This window comes from Paenibacillus sp. FSL M7-0896 (genome assembly GCF_037975415.1).
Classification (GTDB): Bacteria; Bacillota; Bacilli; order Paenibacillales; family Paenibacillaceae; genus Paenibacillus_AQ; species Paenibacillus_AQ silagei.
On sequence record NZ_CP150250.1, the window covers coordinates 4869957 to 4886964 of the forward strand.

Below are 17008 nucleotides of genomic sequence, written 5' to 3' on the forward strand. Positions count from 1 at the left end.
AGGTTCACATTAATTGTTCAAAAGCTGGCCTACACGGTCATTCATATCCTTCAAGCCTTCGTCAATCGTAGCGTTCTTAGTCATGATGTTGTCATGCGCTTCATTCAGAATAACCTCAATATCCGCACTCTTCTCATGAATCGGCATTTCCAGGTAAGTCTGAACGGTATTCAGTGCAGCCTTGCTGTTCTCATCTGCCGGGAAGCCGTCGATAGAGGTGATGGAATTGATCACTTCATCATTCTTGATCGCAGGAATCGTACCGGTGGAAGCAATAACCTTGGCGCCTTCTGCCCCGGTTACGAAGTTCATGAAGTCAAGCGCTGCTTCTTTGTGTTTGGACTTCTGGTTTACAGCCAGAGAAGTAATCGTTCCCAGAGTTGTACCGGCTTCAACGCCGTCAGGATGAGGGTATTTCACGATGCCCCATTCCGCAGATTGGGATTCGCCGCTCTTCACCTTCTCAATTTGGGTGGCAATGAACCAGCTGCCCATGTTCATCATGGCTACGGAGTTGTTGTAGAATACGCCGGAGTAATGCGTGCTGGAGGTCTTCAGAGTCGCGTAATCCATAACGATACCGTCTTCCTGCTCCTTCAGAATCCGCTCATAGGTAGGCTTCAGGAAGTCATAGTTGCCGCCGACCACGGTGTTCTTGCCGTCCAGAATGCCGAACAGTTGAACCGCGCTCCGCCAAGTGTGGTAGTGGGCACCGTATACTTTTTCCGAGCCGCTGCCGGAGGTCATCTTGCGGGCCAGCTCATCATATTGGTCGAAGGTCATATCATTAGTCGGATAATCTACACCAGCTTTGTCGAACAAGGCTTTGTTGTAGTAGATCAGCCAGAAGTCACTGCGGAACGGAAGCGCATACACCTCGCCGTTCACTTCAATCTGCTCAACCGTACCGCCGTATACGGAAGGATCGATCGATTTGTCACCCATGTAGGTCTTCAGCGGCTCCAGGTGGTTCTGCTTCACCAGGTTCGAGTAGCCCGGAATGTCTTTGATCGTCAGGACGTCCAGATCCGCTCCGCCCGAGAGCTGTGTGCTGAGCATGGTCATATAGTCGGTGGAGCCAAGATCGACATATTCAATGGTTACGTTAGGATGTGCAGCCTTGTATGCATCGATCAGCGGTTTGTAGTATGCAGTAGCTTCCCAGTCCCACAGCGCCCATTTCAGTGTTACCGGCTCCTGGCTTGGTTCGGAGGAAGCGGTTGCAGCGTTGCCCGAAGCAGGTGCGGCAGTGGCAGCAGCGTCTTTCGTATTGTTATTGCCGGAGCATCCGGCCAGCATGCTCACGGAGAGCGCGGTGGCAAGGGTCATGCCGTAGAATCTTTTCAAGTTCATTCGATTATCCCCTTTATCTTCTGATGATATTTCAGCAGCCGGCATCTGTTGCTCCGGCCTTAGTTCAAATTGTAAGCCTTTTCAGACGCGATGGGGATGCAAAATCAAACACAGTTCATTCACTATTCTGTGCTCTTCTCCGCACATCCTGCCCCAAACCTGTAATTTCTTATCCGAAACCTGTAAAATTCTCAGCTTCTCCCCCTGGCTCTATAATGAAACGCAGGAATATGCTATGGTAGTTGAAAACGCTTTAAATAGGTCCAGTTATAGATGAAGGAGTGTTCACCACGGTACGTAAATCTACTATTAAAAGCCGCATTATTCTGCTCATGACCGCCTTTGCGCTGCTGATTGCGACGCTGCTGTCCTGGTTTAGCTACGAACTGATTACGTATTACCAGCGCAAAACAACGATCCAGGCGACGGAATTCAACCTTCAGCTCGTCTCCCATATTATCGAACAGGATCTGATTGACCTGACTACGCTGGCGATGACCAGCAGCACCAACTCGTCCACGAACACCCTGCTTACCGAATATTTCGGTTCGGCGGAGGCCAGCCCCAAGCAGGCGCTTAATGTGTTCAACGCGATGCAGGACGATGTGCGGATCAACCGCTCCTATAGCTATGTACGCCGCCTGATTGCCACAGATAACAGCGGAAAGTTCCTGCAGGTGGAGAATTTCGGCACCTCCATTCCGCTTACGATCCATAATATCGGTCAAGTGACCGGTCTGACGAATGATGCCCAAGAGCAATGGGACCGCGTCATTAAGGACCCGCTCTCCAATTCCTACGGTATTCCCTTCGTGTTCCCGATCTATGGCCGGGGGGCTACCCGGGTGGGCACCGTCTACCTGCTCGCGAATACCTCCGTCATTACGGACAAGCTGAAGGGCTATGCCCTGCCGGAGCACTCCCGGCTGCTGCTTACGCTCGGCGATCATCATTATCAGCTTAACGGAGATCAGGTCAAAGCTATTGAAGAGCCGTATGAGCCGGTAGCCTATACCAGTGACAAGCCTGTCGGCCCCGATACCGAGCTGTCCATGGTGAAAATGCAAGATGATGGGGAAAGCCATATCGTGGTATCGTATCCGGTACGCAGCGGTGTCATGCTCTCGCAGACCTTATCCAGCGACCAGTTCGCGCCCCGGAGCAATATATGGATTCTCGTCCTGCTCAGCGTCTGTCTGCTCGTGCTTGTCTTAAGCGCGATCATTACGCTGTATTTGACCCGCACGATCAGCCTTCCAGTCGAGAAGCTGAAGAAGCGTATGGACAAGATTGCCCAGGGCAACTTCCTGCTGGACTCGGGTATTGAATGGAACAGCGAGCTGGGCGATGTCGGCCGGGGCATTAACCGCCTGTCCCAGGATATCGTAGCCCTCATGGACAGCCGGCTCGCGGACGAGAAGCAGAAGCAGGAGCTGGAATACCGGATGCTCCAGAACCAGATTAATCCGCATTTCCTCTACAATACCCTGAACTCGATCAAATGGATGGCTACGATCCAGAACGCCACCGGTATTGCAGAGATGACGACCTCCCTATCCCGGCTGCTCCGCAGCATCGCCAAGGACAACCGGCGGCTGATGCCGCTGAAGGATGAGCTGAGCTTGCTGGATGATTATTTCCTGATTCAGAAATACCGCTATGGCAGCACGGTTACCATGGTCACAGAGATTGAAGAGGAAGCGCTGCTTGGCGGGCTTATCCCGCGCTTCACACTCCAGCCCTTGGTCGAGAATGCGATTTTCCACGGCATCGAGCCCAAGGGCCGAGGCGACATTGTTGTCCGGGTCACGAAGAGCGGATTCACGGATCTGCTCATCACGATCGAGGACAACGGGGTAGGGATGACGGAGGAGCAGATTGCCACCATTCTAACCGTTCCCGGGGACGAGGCTAAGGGAATGCTGGAGAATATCGGGCTGCGCAGTGTGAACGAACGGCTGCAGCTCGCTTTTGGCAGAGAGTACGGCTTGTCCATTGAGAGCGAGCCCGGCCGCTATACCTTAATGAAGCTGCTGCTCCCCTTCCGGCAGAGAGAATAGCTAAGAATCCCCCACAAAGTGAGGCCTTAGCTTCGATGAGTACTCAGGTACTTTGCGGGGACCCCAAAAACAATAGCATACTGAGCAAGGATGTGATGAGCTTGATCAAATTATTAATCGCAGATGATGAAGCCCTGGTCTGCATCGGACTCCAGTCCATGCTGAAATGGGAGCAATATAACATTGAGATTGTCGGCATCGCCCACAACGGCGCACAGGAGGAAGAAATGATCGACACCCTCCGCCCGGACATTGTGATCAGCGATATCAAAATGCCGATCAAAAGCGGCCTGGAGGTCGCCGGCTCGGTCCGCCGCAAATACGGGCGGCTTCCGCTATTCATCATGCTGACCAGCTACGAGGAATTCCAGTATGCGCGCGGAGCGATTGAGATCCAGGCTACCGATTACCTGGTGAAGCTGGAGCTGACCCCGGAGGCGCTGGCCGAATCGATCCGCCGGGCCACCAGTATCCTGGAGGAGTACCAGACCATGGAGAGCTATCCGAAGCTGGTCCATCGCGGCAATCTCCAGGCCCAGCGGGATAAATTCTTCATCCGGCTGTTAAGCGGCCTGTTCGAGAACAAGAACCAGTATCTGCTGCAAAAGGAGGATCTAGAGGTGGACCTCTCCGCGCCGGCTTATCTGGTCTGTACCTGCCGCATTCTCGGGCCGGACACCGTCCCGCCGCGCGGGGATAAGCTGGTGGCCTTATGCTCAAGCACCGTGCAGATGGCAAAGGATACACTGGCCTCCAGAAGCGCCTGCTACGTCACCAGCCTGGATCTGCGCAACTTCGCGCTGACCCTGCCTGTGCCGGGCCCGGACCCGCAGCTCTGGATGCAAGACATCCAGAAGCTGCTGGCGGACATGGCCTCCGTACTGCATAATTACTTCAATGTGACCATTATCGGGGCGATCGGCTTCGCGGTGGAAGATCCGTTTTTGCTGCAGGGGAGCTATCTCGCCGCCCGGAAGGCGCTGCCCGCCGCTGTGAAGGAGCGCTCCTTCGTCTTCTTCACGGAAGGCGAAGCCCTCCTGCAGGAGCACCTGCTGTTTGATTTCTCGGAATCGCGGCTGGAGATCCGCAGAGCTTTTGAAGAAATGGATACCCGCGCCCTGCACAGCATCATCTCCCGGATGATCGAGATCTTCGACGGACGGGCCGATCTGCTCGTTCCCGCCACCGATGCCGCCTGCAACATTCTATATATGGCGACCTCCCTGCTCGCGGACGGGGAGAACATGGTGGAGCAGATCTTCGAGCAGGAGCCGGAGGGCTACCGGGCGATCTATCAGATGCATACCATTGAAGAGATTACCGGCTGGCTCGTCCAGTTCCGGGACGGCTGTGTCCGGATGCTCGCCACCCGCAGACAGAGCTATAAGGAGCAGGTGGTGAAGAATGTCCAGGAGTATATCAAAAGAAATCTCGGTACCAAGCTGTCGCTTAATCAAGTCGCGGATGTGTTCAACTTCAGCCCCAACTATCTGAGCCACCTGTTCTCCAAGGTCGCCGGGGTGAACTATGTTGAGTATATCACAGAGACCAAAATCACCGCCGCCAAGGAAATGATGGTCCGCGGCGAAGGCCGGATCTACGAAATCTCCCAGAAGCTGGGCTATGAGAGCGCCTTTTATTTCAGCAAGGTGTTCAAGAAGGTCACCGGGCTCTCTCCCCGGGATTATATGCAGCAGATTGAAGGGAATGCGGGAGGGGAACACACATGATATACCTCTGAAGCGTGCGCGGATCTGATTGTGGGGCATTTATTCGGTGAGCGTACTGTAGAATGATATGGATGAGATGGCGTAATAATGCGGAAAAGTAGACAGGGCTGCCGGTATAGGCAGCCTCTTTTTATTTGCGTACAAACGGAATCATGAGCTGAGGCCTAGCTGTTTCCGAAGAGCAAGAGCCGAACAACAAAGTAAGACTTGCTGTAACCTTGGTACGAACTCCTCCTAGGCTTTTTTGGCATCCAGGGGACTCAGATGACGCTATCACGCGAAAAAACCAACTTTTCTTGTGTTTCCGGACTCAGGAGCGCTTATTTTGCCATTTGCAGCTATAAATGAGGAGTAACGGGTTAGTTAACGCCCTCTGAGTCCGCCTGGCCTGCCTAATGGTGTAATTTGGCGCTGATAAGGTCTTTCCAGTCCGCGAGGATGTTGGGGCGGGGCACCCCCTCCCTAATGTAAGCGCTCCTCAAAATCTGCTTGAAAGAACTCTAAAGAGATGATAGGATGAAGATGAATATTTAGTAAATTTATTAACTAAAAAGGCGTGAGCAGCTTGGCAACGATTAAAGACATCGCCCGCGAGGCCGGCGTATCGGCCGCAACCGTATCAAGAGTACTAAATAATGACCTGTCTCTGGCAGTCAGTGAGGAGACGCGCAGCCGGGTATTCGCTGTGGCCGGGCAGCTTGGCTACAAGCCCTCACGGGTACGGCAGCTGAAGCGGGAGAACGAGCTGGGCAGCAAGACTGTCTCTCTTCTGCTCTGGTGTTCGGCCGAAGAGGAACGGGACGACCCTTATTACGGCTCGATCCGGCGCGGCGTGGAGCTGCGCTGTGAGGAGCTGGGCATCCGGCTCGGCCAGACGCTGCGCGGACACAGCACGCCAGCCCCGCTCCGGCCCACAGGTGACGGGCTTATTGTAGTTGGCGGAAGCTTCCAGCCGGGAGAGCTTGCGAAGCTGCACCCGGATACAAGCACCACCATACTGGTCGACCATTATTCGGAGCGCCCGGAATATGACTCCGTGCGCACGCATTTCCGGCAGGCTGTCGATCAGGTGCTGGGCCATCTGCTGGAGCTGGGTCACCGCGAGATCGCCTTCATCGGAGGCGGCAGCGAGGAGGAGCGCCGCAGGCATCATTACACCCGGATTATGCAGAGCCAGGGTTGCTATGATCCGGCGCTGATCCGCACCGGAAGCTGGACCAGTGCTGACGGCTACCGGATGATGAGCGAGCTGCTGGCAGGGGTAAAGCGGCCTACGGCCTGCTTCGCCGCCAGTGATCCGCTGGCGGTCGGCGCTCTGCGCGCCCTGCATGATCACGGGATACAGGTGCCTGCCGGGATGGCTGTCGTCGGCTTCGATGATATCGAGATGGCGGCCTATGTTCAGCCTCCGCTGACAACGGTCCGCGCCTATCCCGAGCAGATGGGCAAAGCTGCGGTTCAGCTGCTCGCCGAACGGTTCGAAGGGCGCGAAGCCCCTTCACATACGATGATCGGCACGAAGCTGATTGTCCGGGAGACCAGCGGCGGGACAGCGGATTAACCGCAGCCCGGCTACCCAGTAATAGTTGTTTTGCCTGTTCCAAGGGTTCCGCAGGAGCAGCACTCAAGTTGGTCCAGATCATCAAACCTTATCCCATCACACAAGGAGTGTTATGATCATGAACATTTTTGCAGACGAATCACTAGGCTTGTTCCATCTTCAGTCCAAAGACACGAGCTATATCATCCAACTGGTAGAGGGTTACCCTGCTCATGTCTACTGGGGCGCACGTCTCCGTCATGATGACAGTCTGGCCGGAGCACTGGAGCTGCGCGAACGCGCCTCCTTCTCACCAACCCCGGTGCTAACGCGGCCTTCGCTCTCTCTGGATGCCCTGCCTCAGGAGTATCCGCAGTATGGAACGAGCGACTTCCGGCGGCCGGCCTATCAGGTTCAGCTAGCTGACGGCACGCGGATCTCTGAACTCAAATATGCGGGATATACCATTACACCAGGCAAGCCGGCACTCGAAGGACTGCCTGCCGTGTATGCGGAGAATGAAGCAGAAGCACAGACACTGGAGCTTACCCTGAAAGATGACTACGCTGGTCTAACGGTTAGACTGCTCTACACCGTATTCGCCGATCATAACGCGATTACTCGTTCCGTCCGCTTCGAGCATAACGGCGAAGCCCCGCTCCGGCTGGAGCAGGCGCTTAGCGCATCCGTCGATTTCGCCGATTCCTCTTACGATACGCTGCATCTGAGCGGCGCATGGGCCAGAGAGCGCCATGTTCAGCGCCGTCCGCTTACTCCGGGCGCTGCCTTGTCACTGGAGAGCCGCCGCGGCTCAAGCAGCCACCAGACCAATCCGTTCATTGCGCTGCTACGTCACGGCGCAGATGAAGACCAGGGGGATGTCTACGGCTTCAGCCTCGTCTACAGCGGCAGCTTCGCCGCCACTGCCGAGGTTGAGCAGTTCGGACAGACCCGTGTAAGTATCGGGATTAATCCGTTCGACTTCTCCTGGCTGCTGGAGCCGGGCCAATCCTTCCAGACCCCGGAGGCCGTGCTCGTCTATTCCGGTGAAGGTCTCGGCGGCATGTCGCGTACCTATCACCGGCTGTACCGGACCCGGCTCTGCCGTGGTGTTCACCGTGATCAGGCCCGGCCGATTCTGGTCAACAACTGGGAGGCGACTTACTTCGACTTCGATGCGGACAAAATCGCAACCATCGCCAAAGCAGCAGGCCCGCTCGGCATTGAGCTATTCGTCCTTGACGACGGCTGGTTCGGCAGACGCGACAAGGATAACAGCTCACTCGGCGACTGGTTCGAGGACCGCCGCAAGCTGCCTGAAGGTCTGGCGGATCTGGCCGGCCGGGTCAACAAGGAAGGCGTACAGTTCGGTCTATGGGTGGAGCCGGAGATGGTCTCGCCGGACAGTGAGCTGTACCGCAAGCACCCGGACTGGTGCCTGCATGCCGCAGGACGCCGCCGCACGGAAGGCCGCAACCAGCTAATCCTGGACCTCTCCCGTCCAGAAGTCTGCGACTATCTGTATGAGACATTAAGCGCGGTCTTTTCCAGTGCCCCGATTCGCTATATCAAGTGGGACATGAACCGTAATATGACCGAGATAGCTTCTGCCAAAGCCAGCCCTGAGCGGCAAAAAGAAACAGCCCACCGCTATATGCTGGGGCTGTACAATTTGCTGGAGCGCCTGACCTCGCGCTTCCCGGACATTCTGTTCGAGAGCTGCTCCGGCGGCGGCGGCCGGTTCGATCCGGGAATCCTGTTCTATATGCCGCAGACCTGGACCAGTGACAACACCGATGCGGTAGAACGCCTAGCGATTCAATATGGCACCAGTATTGTCTATCCGGCCAGCAGCATGGGCGCACATGTGTCTGATGTTCCGAACCATCAGGTAGACCGCATCACCACCCTAGCTACACGCGGGGATGTGGCGATGAGCGGCAACTTCGGTTATGAGCTGGACCTCACAAAGTTCACCGAAGCGGAGAAGGACCTGGCTACCCGGCAGATTGCCCAGTACAAGGAGATCCGCACACTGGTGCAGCAAGGGGATATGTACCGTCTGCTGAGTCCGTTCGAGGGTAGTGGCGACACCGCCTGGATGTTCGTCAGCGAGGACAAGACCGAAGCCTTCGTCGCTTATTTCCGCGTGCTGGCCATACCGAATCCTCCGATCTCGCGCCTTACGCTCAAAGGACTCAATCCCGAGCTGGATTATGTCATTGAGACGGGGGCAAAAGGCAGCAACGGGCATGTCCACGGCGGCGCAGAAGCCTCTGCACCTGCAGATGGCGTCAGCTCCGCTCCATTCCAGCCCGCCTTTGACGGCACACCGCTGGGCGGTGACCGCCTGATGCGTATCGGTCTTGTGGTCTCCGACCTGCGCGGGGATTACGCCAGCTGCACCTACCGCCTGAGAGCGGTGCAGCGCTGATCTACAGCTTCAGACATACCACAGGCGTCAGCCTCCTTTTGGAGATTGACGCCTGTTTTTTTGTGGAGAGATGCAGTCAGGAAGGGGCTTGCTGCCGTTTCATTAACTACTTACTTCCTCCCCTACTCCTCTTCTACTCCTGTCCATGCTCCTTGTCCCGGCCAAGTAACCCGCTGAGCGCCTCAGTCACGTTCATGCCAGTAAGTGTCTGGGTCAGCTCTGGAACCTGGGCCATGATTTTGGCGATATCACCCGTAATCTTGTTCACGCCTGAGGAAGCCCCGTCCTGGGAGATGACGGTGATCTTATCTACCTTGGCCAGCGGGGAGGCGATTTTCTCAGCCAGCTCGGGCAGGATTTTCAGGAATTCCACGGTCAGGGCGGCTTGAGTGAACTGTTTGTACGCCTCAGCCTTCTTCTGCAGCGCTCCCGCTTCCGCCGCTCCGGCGAGCTGGACGATCTCCGCATTCGCCTTCCCTTTTGCCAATTCCGCCTCCGCTGTTGCCAGTCCGCGCTTGGTCGTCGTAGCGGCTTCGGCTTCCGCCTCCAGAATCTGCCGCTGCTTGGCGGCTTCCGCTCTCATAATTGTCGCCTGATTCTCCGCCTGGGCCGGCTTGATCACTGTCGCCTCCAGCTCCCGCTGTCTCAGCTCCACCTCAATCTCCCGGACCGTCCGGTTGGCCTCGGCCTCCATCTGTGTGATTTTGACCTGTTCGGTAACCAGCGACTGCTTGATCTTATTCTGCTGCAATTCGTACGCCAGATCCGCCTGTGCCTTCTTCACTTCTGTCTCCAGCTTGAAGTCCGCCTGCTTAATGTTCAGCTCCTTCTCGAACAGCGATTCCTTCGCACGGGCAGCGGTTCCTGCTTCAATCGTCGCCTGATGCGCATTGGCTTTGGCAATGGAGGATTCCTTCTCCGCCTCGGCCTGCTTGATCTGAATATCGCGTTCGGCTTCAGCCTTGGCGATGCTGGCATCACGGCGAATCCGCTCAATCTCAGGCACCCCCATATTGTCGATGTACCCTTTGTCGTCGGTAATTTTCTTGATGGTGAAGCTGACCACCTCCAGCCCCATCTTGTCTAGGTCCTCCGAGCAGGTCTCCCGCATCTTGCTGTTGATTTCGTCTGGGGTCTTGAGTATTGATTCTACACTGAGCTGCCCGATCAGGCCGCGCAGATGGCCTTCCACCGAATGCAGAATAATCGTCTCGCGGTCTTCCTCCGGCCGGTCGATAAATTGCTCACTGGCTGTGAGAATAGCGGTTGGATCGCTTTTGATCTTAATCTGGGCGACCGCCTCCAGGTTCAGCTTGATGCCCTGGCGGGAAAACATGGCTTGCGCCGGGATCACATCGAAGCTCATCAGCATCATGGAGATGGTTTTATTGTTCTGGAAGCCGGGGATGACGAATGTCCCGCCGCCCTGAACCACTCTTTTGCCGCCGAGACCGTATACGATCATGGCCTGATTGGGCGGAACCTTTTTATACGCGGTCACAATACTGGTTAACGCCAGCAGAATTACAACAACAATAGCTCCGGTTACATATAAAATTAACATTTGCTCCGACACTCCCCGTTAGTTTTGTTCCATTTCCCTCTCAAACAAAGTGACCGCTGCGATCCCCTTATCCGTCTTCACAATAATCACCCGATCGCCCCGCAATAGCGACTGACCGGATTCGGCACGCACGCCGATGGAGCGCATGGTCCCGTGCAGCACATACTTCATCTCTCCCACGGCCCCATCCGCTGCGGCGATGCTGATATAGCCGAGCTGGCCTGCCGGATCATAATCGAGTTCACTCATACTGCTGTCATACCGGGTCATTACCCGGGCCAGTACCGTGTAGAGCAGGATGCCCGGCAGCAGGGCGATCAAGGTACAGACCAGTACCACGGCGAGCAGCTGCATCCCGCTGTACTTGACAAGCATATACCCTGTGCCGCCCCAGACGGTGACAAACACCATCAGCGGAAGAATCGGGAGAAAGCCCGGCCCCCCGGCATCCCCTCCCCCGACATGCAGGTGGCCTACCAGACCGTGCCCATGAATGCTGCCGCTTAGGATAAGCACGAGGCCAACCCAGAAGCAGACGATAAATACAGTAGCGATGGGAACCCCCTCCTTTCAATGTAATATGGCTATAAGAAAACTGACTGTAGTGGCGATGCGGAAACTGACTATTGTGGTGCATAAAAAGACTATTGCGGCATATAAATGACTAATTAGTGTTGTTATAAGATTAAATTTCGCTACTCCCCGTCACTAATGCACCTAATTTCCACTTCAGGCTGGTTAGTTAGTAGGGGTCAGAGACGCAACTTGGTTCAGAGGCACTTGTGCTCCTCATTTGCTCATTTAGCCAACTTTCCTGAGATTCAGGGGCACTTGTGCTCTTCATTTGCTCGTTTAGCTAACTTTCCTGGAATTCAAGGGCACTTGTGCTCTTCATTTGCTCGTTTAGCCAACATTCCCGGGATTCAGGGGCACTTGTGCTCTTCATTTGCTCGTTTAGCCAACATTCCTGGAATTCAAGGGCACTTGTGCTCTTCATTTGCTCTTTTGGCCAACTTTCCTGAGATTCAGGGGCACTTGTGCTCTTCATTTGCTCATTTGGCCAACTTTCCTGAGATCCAGGGGCACTTGTGCTCTTCATTTGCTCGTTTAGCTAACTTTCCTGGAATTCAGGGGCACTTGTGCTCTTCATTTCCACCTCCAGCCCACTTCCAGCGCAATCTGTGGGATTTATCCCTCTCATTTCCGCATCCAGCCCACTTTCAGCCTATTCAGTGGGATTTATGTCTTTCCTGCACAGCAAAAAGACCACAGCAGCAGCAGGGCTCTCCGTGGTCGGTTACTCGATCATGGCGCTCATCCTCTCTCTTCGAGGCTTACGGGGTTAGCTGACGGATTCGGGCAGCGAGATTGCCCTACCTCACCAGAGCCATAGTAGCACACTGGCAAGGATTCACCCCGGGTACTCAGCAGCCTATCCTTAAGCCGCCTGCACCAGTTGGTTCCCCCGTTCCCGTTACGGAATTCAGCCATTTCAAGAACAGTGTCATTTCATTCGGTTGTTGATTGAATCTTACGCCTGCAGCCATTTAATGTAAAACCTCACGGATGACAAAAGAAGTCAATAATGCTGTCCCTTCGTGAATGAAGGCGCATTCTTCAGCTCTGCTCTTATCCGCCCGGGGATTTGCTCGCGCTATCGTCTGTTTACACCCATCCTACTCACCTACTCACCTACTCACTTACTCACTTACTCACTTACTCTCCTACTCTTACTCCCACTCTAGCTCTCACTCCTCATTTACTCACTTACTTCCCACTCCCTTCCCCACGCCCTCCTAACTTAATCTCCTAACCCCGCACCTTTTTTTCTCAGCCCATTACTCCAAATTTAAAATATTCACATTCCCGTCACTCGATGCTCATTGTGCAATCTTTCCCTTTGAGCAATAATAAAACTATAGATTCTCTAGAACTTATAGATTTCAGGGAAAGGAGGAACATTTACTTTTGAATTCCAAACTGAATCTGCGGGACAAAAAAAAAGAAGCCACCGCCTATGCCTTAGCCGTAGCGGCCTTCGAGCTTGCGCTTGAGCATGGCATGGATGGCTTCATTGTGGATGATGTTGTTCAGAAGGCTGGATATTCCCGGCGGACTTTTGCGAATTACTTCTCCTGTAAGGAGGAGGCAGTCGCCGCCTATTTCATTGGCATTATTGCTGTCCAAGAGAAAGAGAATAACCCGCTGGCTGCTCTGCCGTCGGATGCTACACCGCTCGATGCCCTGTACAATCTGCTGAAGCTGCAATTCACCTCGGAGTTCCTGCATAAGCTGCGGCAGTTCGTCTCCCTGGCGAATCAATATCCGTCCCTGGAGCCTTACATTCTCAATGTCTTCCGGCATTTGCAGATCACCGCCCAGGAGACACTGGAGCAGTTCACCCGTGGACGGTATGCCGATGGATATACCCACCTGCTGGTAGGTGCCGTCTATGGGGCCTTCGTGCCTATCCTGGACGGACGGCTAAACGTCATGCTGCCGGGTGAGCAGCAGAGCGGGGACTCCGGGGCTATGCCGTTTGAACAATACCTGAATTCCATGTTTGCTTATTTACGCAACGGCTTCTAAATTCACAGATAAAGAGGAGAAACCACTACATGTCTACCTTTCTATACCGCTTAGGTAAATCGGCTTATGCCAAGCCCTGGGCCTTCATTGCCGTCTGGATCATTGTACTTGGAGTTGTAGGCACCCTGATTGGAGTCAATGGCATTCAATCCAGCTCCGAGATGAAAATTGAAGGCACAGAGTCGCAAAAGGTGCTGGATAAGCTGACCAAAGAGCTGCCCGCTGCGGCCGGAGGCCAGGCTAGTATCGCCTTCACAGTACCGGACGGGGAGCGTCTTGATACGCCTGAGCGTACAGCACTGCTTCTAAAAGCTATTAATGATGTGTACAACATGGAATATGTCATCAACCCTGCCGAACTGGCAGCACAAGCAGCGGCAGCCGCTGCCGCCGGTCAAGCCGCTACTGATCCTTCCGCTGCCACTGGTCAAGCCGCTGCCGATCCTTCCGCCGCCGCGGGTCAAGCCGCTGCTGATCCTTCCGCTGCGGCCGGTCAAGCCGCTACTGATCCTTCCGCTGCCACTGGTCAAGCCGCTGCCGATCCTTCCGCCGCTGCCGGTCAAGCCGCTGCTGATCCTTCCGCTGCCGCTGGCCAAGCCGCTGCCGATCCTTCCGCCGCTGCTGGCCAAGCCGCTGCCGATCCTTCCGCCGCCGCGGGTCAAGCCGCTGCTGCTCAGGCAGCACCGTTCGGTCCGCTGATTGCCCAAGGCGCTCCGGTTCCCGGCGTGATGCTGTCGGCTAACGGCAGCATTGCCCTGTTCCAGTTCCAGTTCACGGTTCAGCAGACATCTCTGCCATCGGAGGTGCCGGACAACATCATCGATGCCGTGACCAAAGTTGAACAGTCCGGTTCAGGCATTACCGCGATTCCAAGCGACTCGCTCAAAAGCATGCCGGCCATCGGCTCCACGGAAGCGATCGGCGTAGCCGTTGCTGCCATCGTATTGTTCATGACGCTGGGCTCAGTCGTTGCCGCCGGGCTGCCGCTGCTGACCGCACTTCTCGGAGTAGGCATTAGCGTCGGAGGTGCGTTTGCCCTCGGCAGCCTGATCCAGATGAACGATATTACACCGGTTCTTGCCGTGATGATTGGTCTCGCCGTGGGGATCGACTACTCGCTGTTCATTGTGAACCGCCAGCGCCGTCTGATCCTGGATGAGAAATTAAGCGCAGCCGAAGCAGCCAGCCGGGCACTGGGCACCGCAGGCAGCGCGGTATTCTTCGCCGGTCTGACCGTTATTATCGCCTTATGCGGTATGCTCGTTATCGGCATCGGCTTCTTGTCTACTATGGCCCTAGTTGCTGCGGCCAGCGTGCTGATCAATGTCCTGCTGGCCTTGTCCCTGCTGCCTGCGCTGCTCGGCCTGGTCGGTGAACGGATTGTAACCGCCAAAGCCCGGACCAAGCACAGCACCGCTGCCAAAAAATCGCAGCACAGCTTCTCGCACCGTTGGGCGAATGCCACAGTGAAATACCGCTGGGCCATCATTGTGCTGGTGGTGCTGGTGCTGGGCACAGCCGCCATTCCAGTGACCAAGATGGAGCTGGGTATTCCATCCGGCGCCTCGGCGAACCTGGATACTCCGGCCCGCCAGAGCTATGATGTCATCTCCAAAGGGTTCGGCGAAGGCTTCAACGGCCCGCTGCTGCTGGTTGCTGAGACAAAGAATCCGTCTGAGAAAATCTCCATGCCGATCCTGGGCAAGCTGGTTCAGGAGCTGCAAATGCACGATAATGTGACCCTGGTCTCTCCGCTCGGTGTCAGTCCCACCGGCGATATCGCCATTATCAGCCTAATTCCGAAGACAGGGCCCACAGATACCGCAACCAGAGACCTGGTACAGGAGCTGCGTGATCCAGCGTCCAGCCTGAGCACCGGCAACAATATTAATCTTGGCGTGACCGGCTTCACCGCCATCAATATTGATATGTCCTCTAAGCTGTCCGATGCCTTCCCTGTATACATCGGGATCATCGTTATCCTGTCGCTGATCATTCTGCTCCTGGTATTCCGGTCCATTATCGTACCTATCAAAGCAACCGTCGGCTTCGTGTTAAGTATTATTGCCACCTTCGGCGTAACCACCGCCGTCTATCAATGGGGCTGGCTGCATTCGCTGTTCGGCTTCGATACCGGCGGGCCGCTGCTCAGCTTCATGCCGATCCTGGTCACCGGTATTCTGTACGGACTCGCCATGGATTATCAGGTCTTCCTGGTCAGCTCCATGCGTGAAGCTTATGTCCACGGCCGCCATGGCAAGGACAGTGTTATTCACGGCTATGATCTGGCCAGCCGGGTCGTACTGGCCGCAGGTGTGATCATGGTGTCCGTCTTCGCCGGCTTCATCTTCGCCCCTGATGCGATGATTAAGCAGATCGGCTTCGCGCTGGCCTTCGGCATTCTGATCGATGCCTTCATCATCCGGATGACGCTTGTTCCGGCCGTCATGGCCGTCTTCGGCGACAAAGCCTGGTGGCTGCCGAAATGGCTGGACCGCCTGCTGCCGAATCTCGATGTCGAAGGCGATAAGCTGATCGCCAAGCTGAATGCCGAGAGCGGACACAAGCACTAATTCGCCACACACAAAGCGGAGACCTGGCTTCGATGAATAGTCAGGTACTTTGCGGGATCCCAATACATGTACATCTCCCAGGAATAACGTACGGCACTCCCGCCGTTCTCCATGTACAAATAGAGCCTGCGGCATCGTCCGCAGGCTCTATTTTGATATAATGGCTATAATTGAATTCAAATACTAAGGAGGAGTACCCATGAACATCATAGAACTGGACCTTGCTCAGAACCAGCAGGAAATCTCCAGGCTGCTGGAGGAACACAGCCGCCGCATGGACAGCAGCATTCCGCCCTATCAGCGCGAGGTGATCTCCCTGGCGGCCTATGAGAACGGCGTCTTCCTCGGCGGCGTTACCGGGGATATGGTCTGGAATATTCTGAATGTGCACTTGCTGGCTGTGGATCCCGGGTACAGGGGCCATGGACTCGGCAAGGCCCTGCTGGAAGAGCTGGAGCATAGAGCCAGGCAACGCGGCTGTAAGGTAAGCGAGTTGACCACGATGAGCTGGCAGGCGCCGTTTTTTTATCAGAAGCAGGGGTATGAGATCTTCGGCGAGATCAAAGATTGTCCCCGCGAAGGCCAGACGAAATATTATCTTCAAAAAAAATTGCAGCCGTAATTCTCACTCTAAGCAAAAACGGTACCTCCTTTTGACAAGGACAGTACCGTTTCTGTAAGCAAAGCAAGGAGGATTGTTCAAGCCACACTGAAAATCACGTGCTTCCCGCCCGCCAGCGCCTTCCCGTAGAAGTCCAGCAGGCCTGCAAATTCACCCTTCAAAGCTGCCCTCAGCTCCTCCGCTACACCACCCGTCTTCAATTGATCGAAGTCCACCTGCTGCATCGCCGCAATAATGTCCTCCAATTCATCCTGCTCGGTGCACGCGAAGAACCCGTCCTCCTCTTCCACCTCAAACACATGGACCCCGACAACAGCTTCACTTAACGGATCGCCTTCGATAGGTTCACTGGCCGAGACTCCGGTTAGCGCGAGATGCAGCTCCTCCCACAGCTTGTCGATATCGTAATATTCACTTCCGCCTTCAATCAGCTTCTCCAGCGTATTCATCAGCTCTGAACCGTCCATCTCCATCATGCGCTCCAGTGTATCCTCATCCACCATGACATATTGACCCAGCATCCCCATCTGTCATTCCTCCCTC

At 55.2% G+C, this 17008-nt stretch carries 11 protein-coding genes and 1 riboswitch; of the genes, 7 read left to right on the forward strand and 4 right to left on the reverse strand.

Annotation, left to right across the window (positions count from 1 at the left end):
- Positions 1-9: 9 nt before the first annotated feature.
- The gene (locus MKY12_RS21090; protein WP_076085891.1) at positions 10-1353 is read right to left on the reverse strand and encodes a sugar ABC transporter substrate-binding protein; all 1344 of its coding nucleotides are present in this window, start codon (positions 1351-1353) and stop codon (positions 10-12) included.
- Positions 1354-1634: 281 nt separating this feature from the next.
- Between MKY12_RS21090 and MKY12_RS21095 the strand changes: the two genes are divergently transcribed.
- From MKY12_RS21095 to MKY12_RS21110, 4 genes are all read left to right on the forward strand, one after another.
- Positions 1635-3413 carry a sensor histidine kinase gene (locus MKY12_RS21095; protein WP_036731599.1) on the forward strand — a complete coding sequence of 593 codons (1779 nt, stop codon included), beginning with the start codon at positions 1635-1637 and terminating at the stop codon, positions 3411-3413.
- Positions 3414-3514: 101 nt separating this feature from the next.
- Positions 3515-5143, forward strand: coding sequence for a helix-turn-helix domain-containing protein (locus MKY12_RS21100; protein WP_036731597.1), 1629 nt, complete (start codon positions 3515-3517; stop codon positions 5141-5143).
- Between the two features lie 565 nt (positions 5144-5708).
- Positions 5709-6704: a substrate-binding domain-containing protein gene (locus MKY12_RS21105; RefSeq protein WP_339310640.1), complete on the forward strand. Its 996-nt coding sequence runs from the start codon at positions 5709-5711 to the stop codon at positions 6702-6704.
- A gap of 118 nt (positions 6705-6822) precedes the next feature.
- Positions 6823-9117, forward strand: coding sequence for an alpha-galactosidase (locus tag MKY12_RS21110; RefSeq protein WP_339310641.1), 2295 nt, complete (start codon positions 6823-6825; stop codon positions 9115-9117).
- Positions 9118-9250: 133 nt separating this feature from the next.
- On the opposite strand, the gene MKY12_RS21115 is transcribed toward MKY12_RS21110, so the two are convergent.
- Both MKY12_RS21115 and MKY12_RS21120 read right to left on the reverse strand, forming a co-directional pair.
- A complete protein-coding gene (locus MKY12_RS21115) occupies positions 9251-10681 on the reverse strand; it encodes an SPFH domain-containing protein (protein ID WP_036731590.1) in 1431 nt (476 codons plus the stop codon).
- A gap of 18 nt (positions 10682-10699) precedes the next feature.
- Positions 10700-11197 carry a hypothetical protein gene (locus tag MKY12_RS21120; RefSeq protein WP_209871546.1) on the reverse strand — a complete coding sequence of 166 codons (498 nt, stop codon included), beginning with the start codon at positions 11195-11197 and terminating at the stop codon, positions 10700-10702.
- A gap of 800 nt (positions 11198-11997) precedes the next feature.
- Positions 11998-12180: riboswitch (cyclic di-AMP (ydaO/yuaA leader) on the reverse strand.
- A gap of 469 nt (positions 12181-12649) precedes the next feature.
- Between MKY12_RS21120 and MKY12_RS21125 the strand changes: the two genes are divergently transcribed.
- From MKY12_RS21125 to MKY12_RS21135, 3 genes are all read left to right on the forward strand, one after another.
- The gene (locus MKY12_RS21125) at positions 12650-13270 is read left to right on the forward strand and encodes a TetR/AcrR family transcriptional regulator (protein WP_036731586.1); all 621 of its coding nucleotides are present in this window, start codon (positions 12650-12652) and stop codon (positions 13268-13270) included.
- Positions 13271-13299: 29 nt separating this feature from the next.
- Positions 13300-15843 (forward strand): MMPL family transporter, encoded by a 2544-nt coding sequence (locus tag MKY12_RS21130; protein ID WP_339310644.1) that lies wholly within the window; start codon positions 13300-13302, stop codon positions 15841-15843.
- Positions 15844-16042: 199 nt separating this feature from the next.
- On the forward strand, positions 16043-16465 hold the full coding sequence (locus MKY12_RS21135; RefSeq protein ID WP_339310646.1) for a GNAT family N-acetyltransferase: 423 nt from the start codon (positions 16043-16045) through the stop codon (positions 16463-16465).
- A gap of 77 nt (positions 16466-16542) precedes the next feature.
- Here MKY12_RS21135 and MKY12_RS21140 read toward each other — a convergent pair whose 3' ends face one another.
- The gene (locus tag MKY12_RS21140) at positions 16543-16992 is read right to left on the reverse strand and encodes a DUF1877 family protein (RefSeq protein ID WP_339310648.1); all 450 of its coding nucleotides are present in this window, start codon (positions 16990-16992) and stop codon (positions 16543-16545) included.
- Positions 16993-17008: the final 16 nt, after the last annotated feature.

Coding starts and splice junctions, on each gene's coding strand:
- MKY12_RS21090 (WP_076085891.1), bottom strand. CDS start 1,353: ATGAACTTGAAAAGATTCTACGGCATGACCCTTGCCACCGCGCTCTCC.
- MKY12_RS21110 (WP_339310641.1), top strand. CDS start 6,823: ATGAACATTTTTGCAGACGAATCACTAGGCTTGTTCCATCTTCAGTCC.
- MKY12_RS21115 (WP_036731590.1), bottom strand. CDS start 10,681: ATGTTAATTTTATATGTAACCGGAGCTATTGTTGTTGTAATTCTGCTG.
- MKY12_RS21130 (WP_339310644.1), top strand. CDS start 13,300: ATGTCTACCTTTCTATACCGCTTAGGTAAATCGGCTTATGCCAAGCCC.
- MKY12_RS21135 (WP_339310646.1), top strand. CDS start 16,043: ATGAACATCATAGAACTGGACCTTGCTCAGAACCAGCAGGAAATCTCC.
- MKY12_RS21140 (WP_339310648.1), bottom strand. CDS start 16,992: ATGGGGATGCTGGGTCAATATGTCATGGTGGATGAGGATACACTGGAG.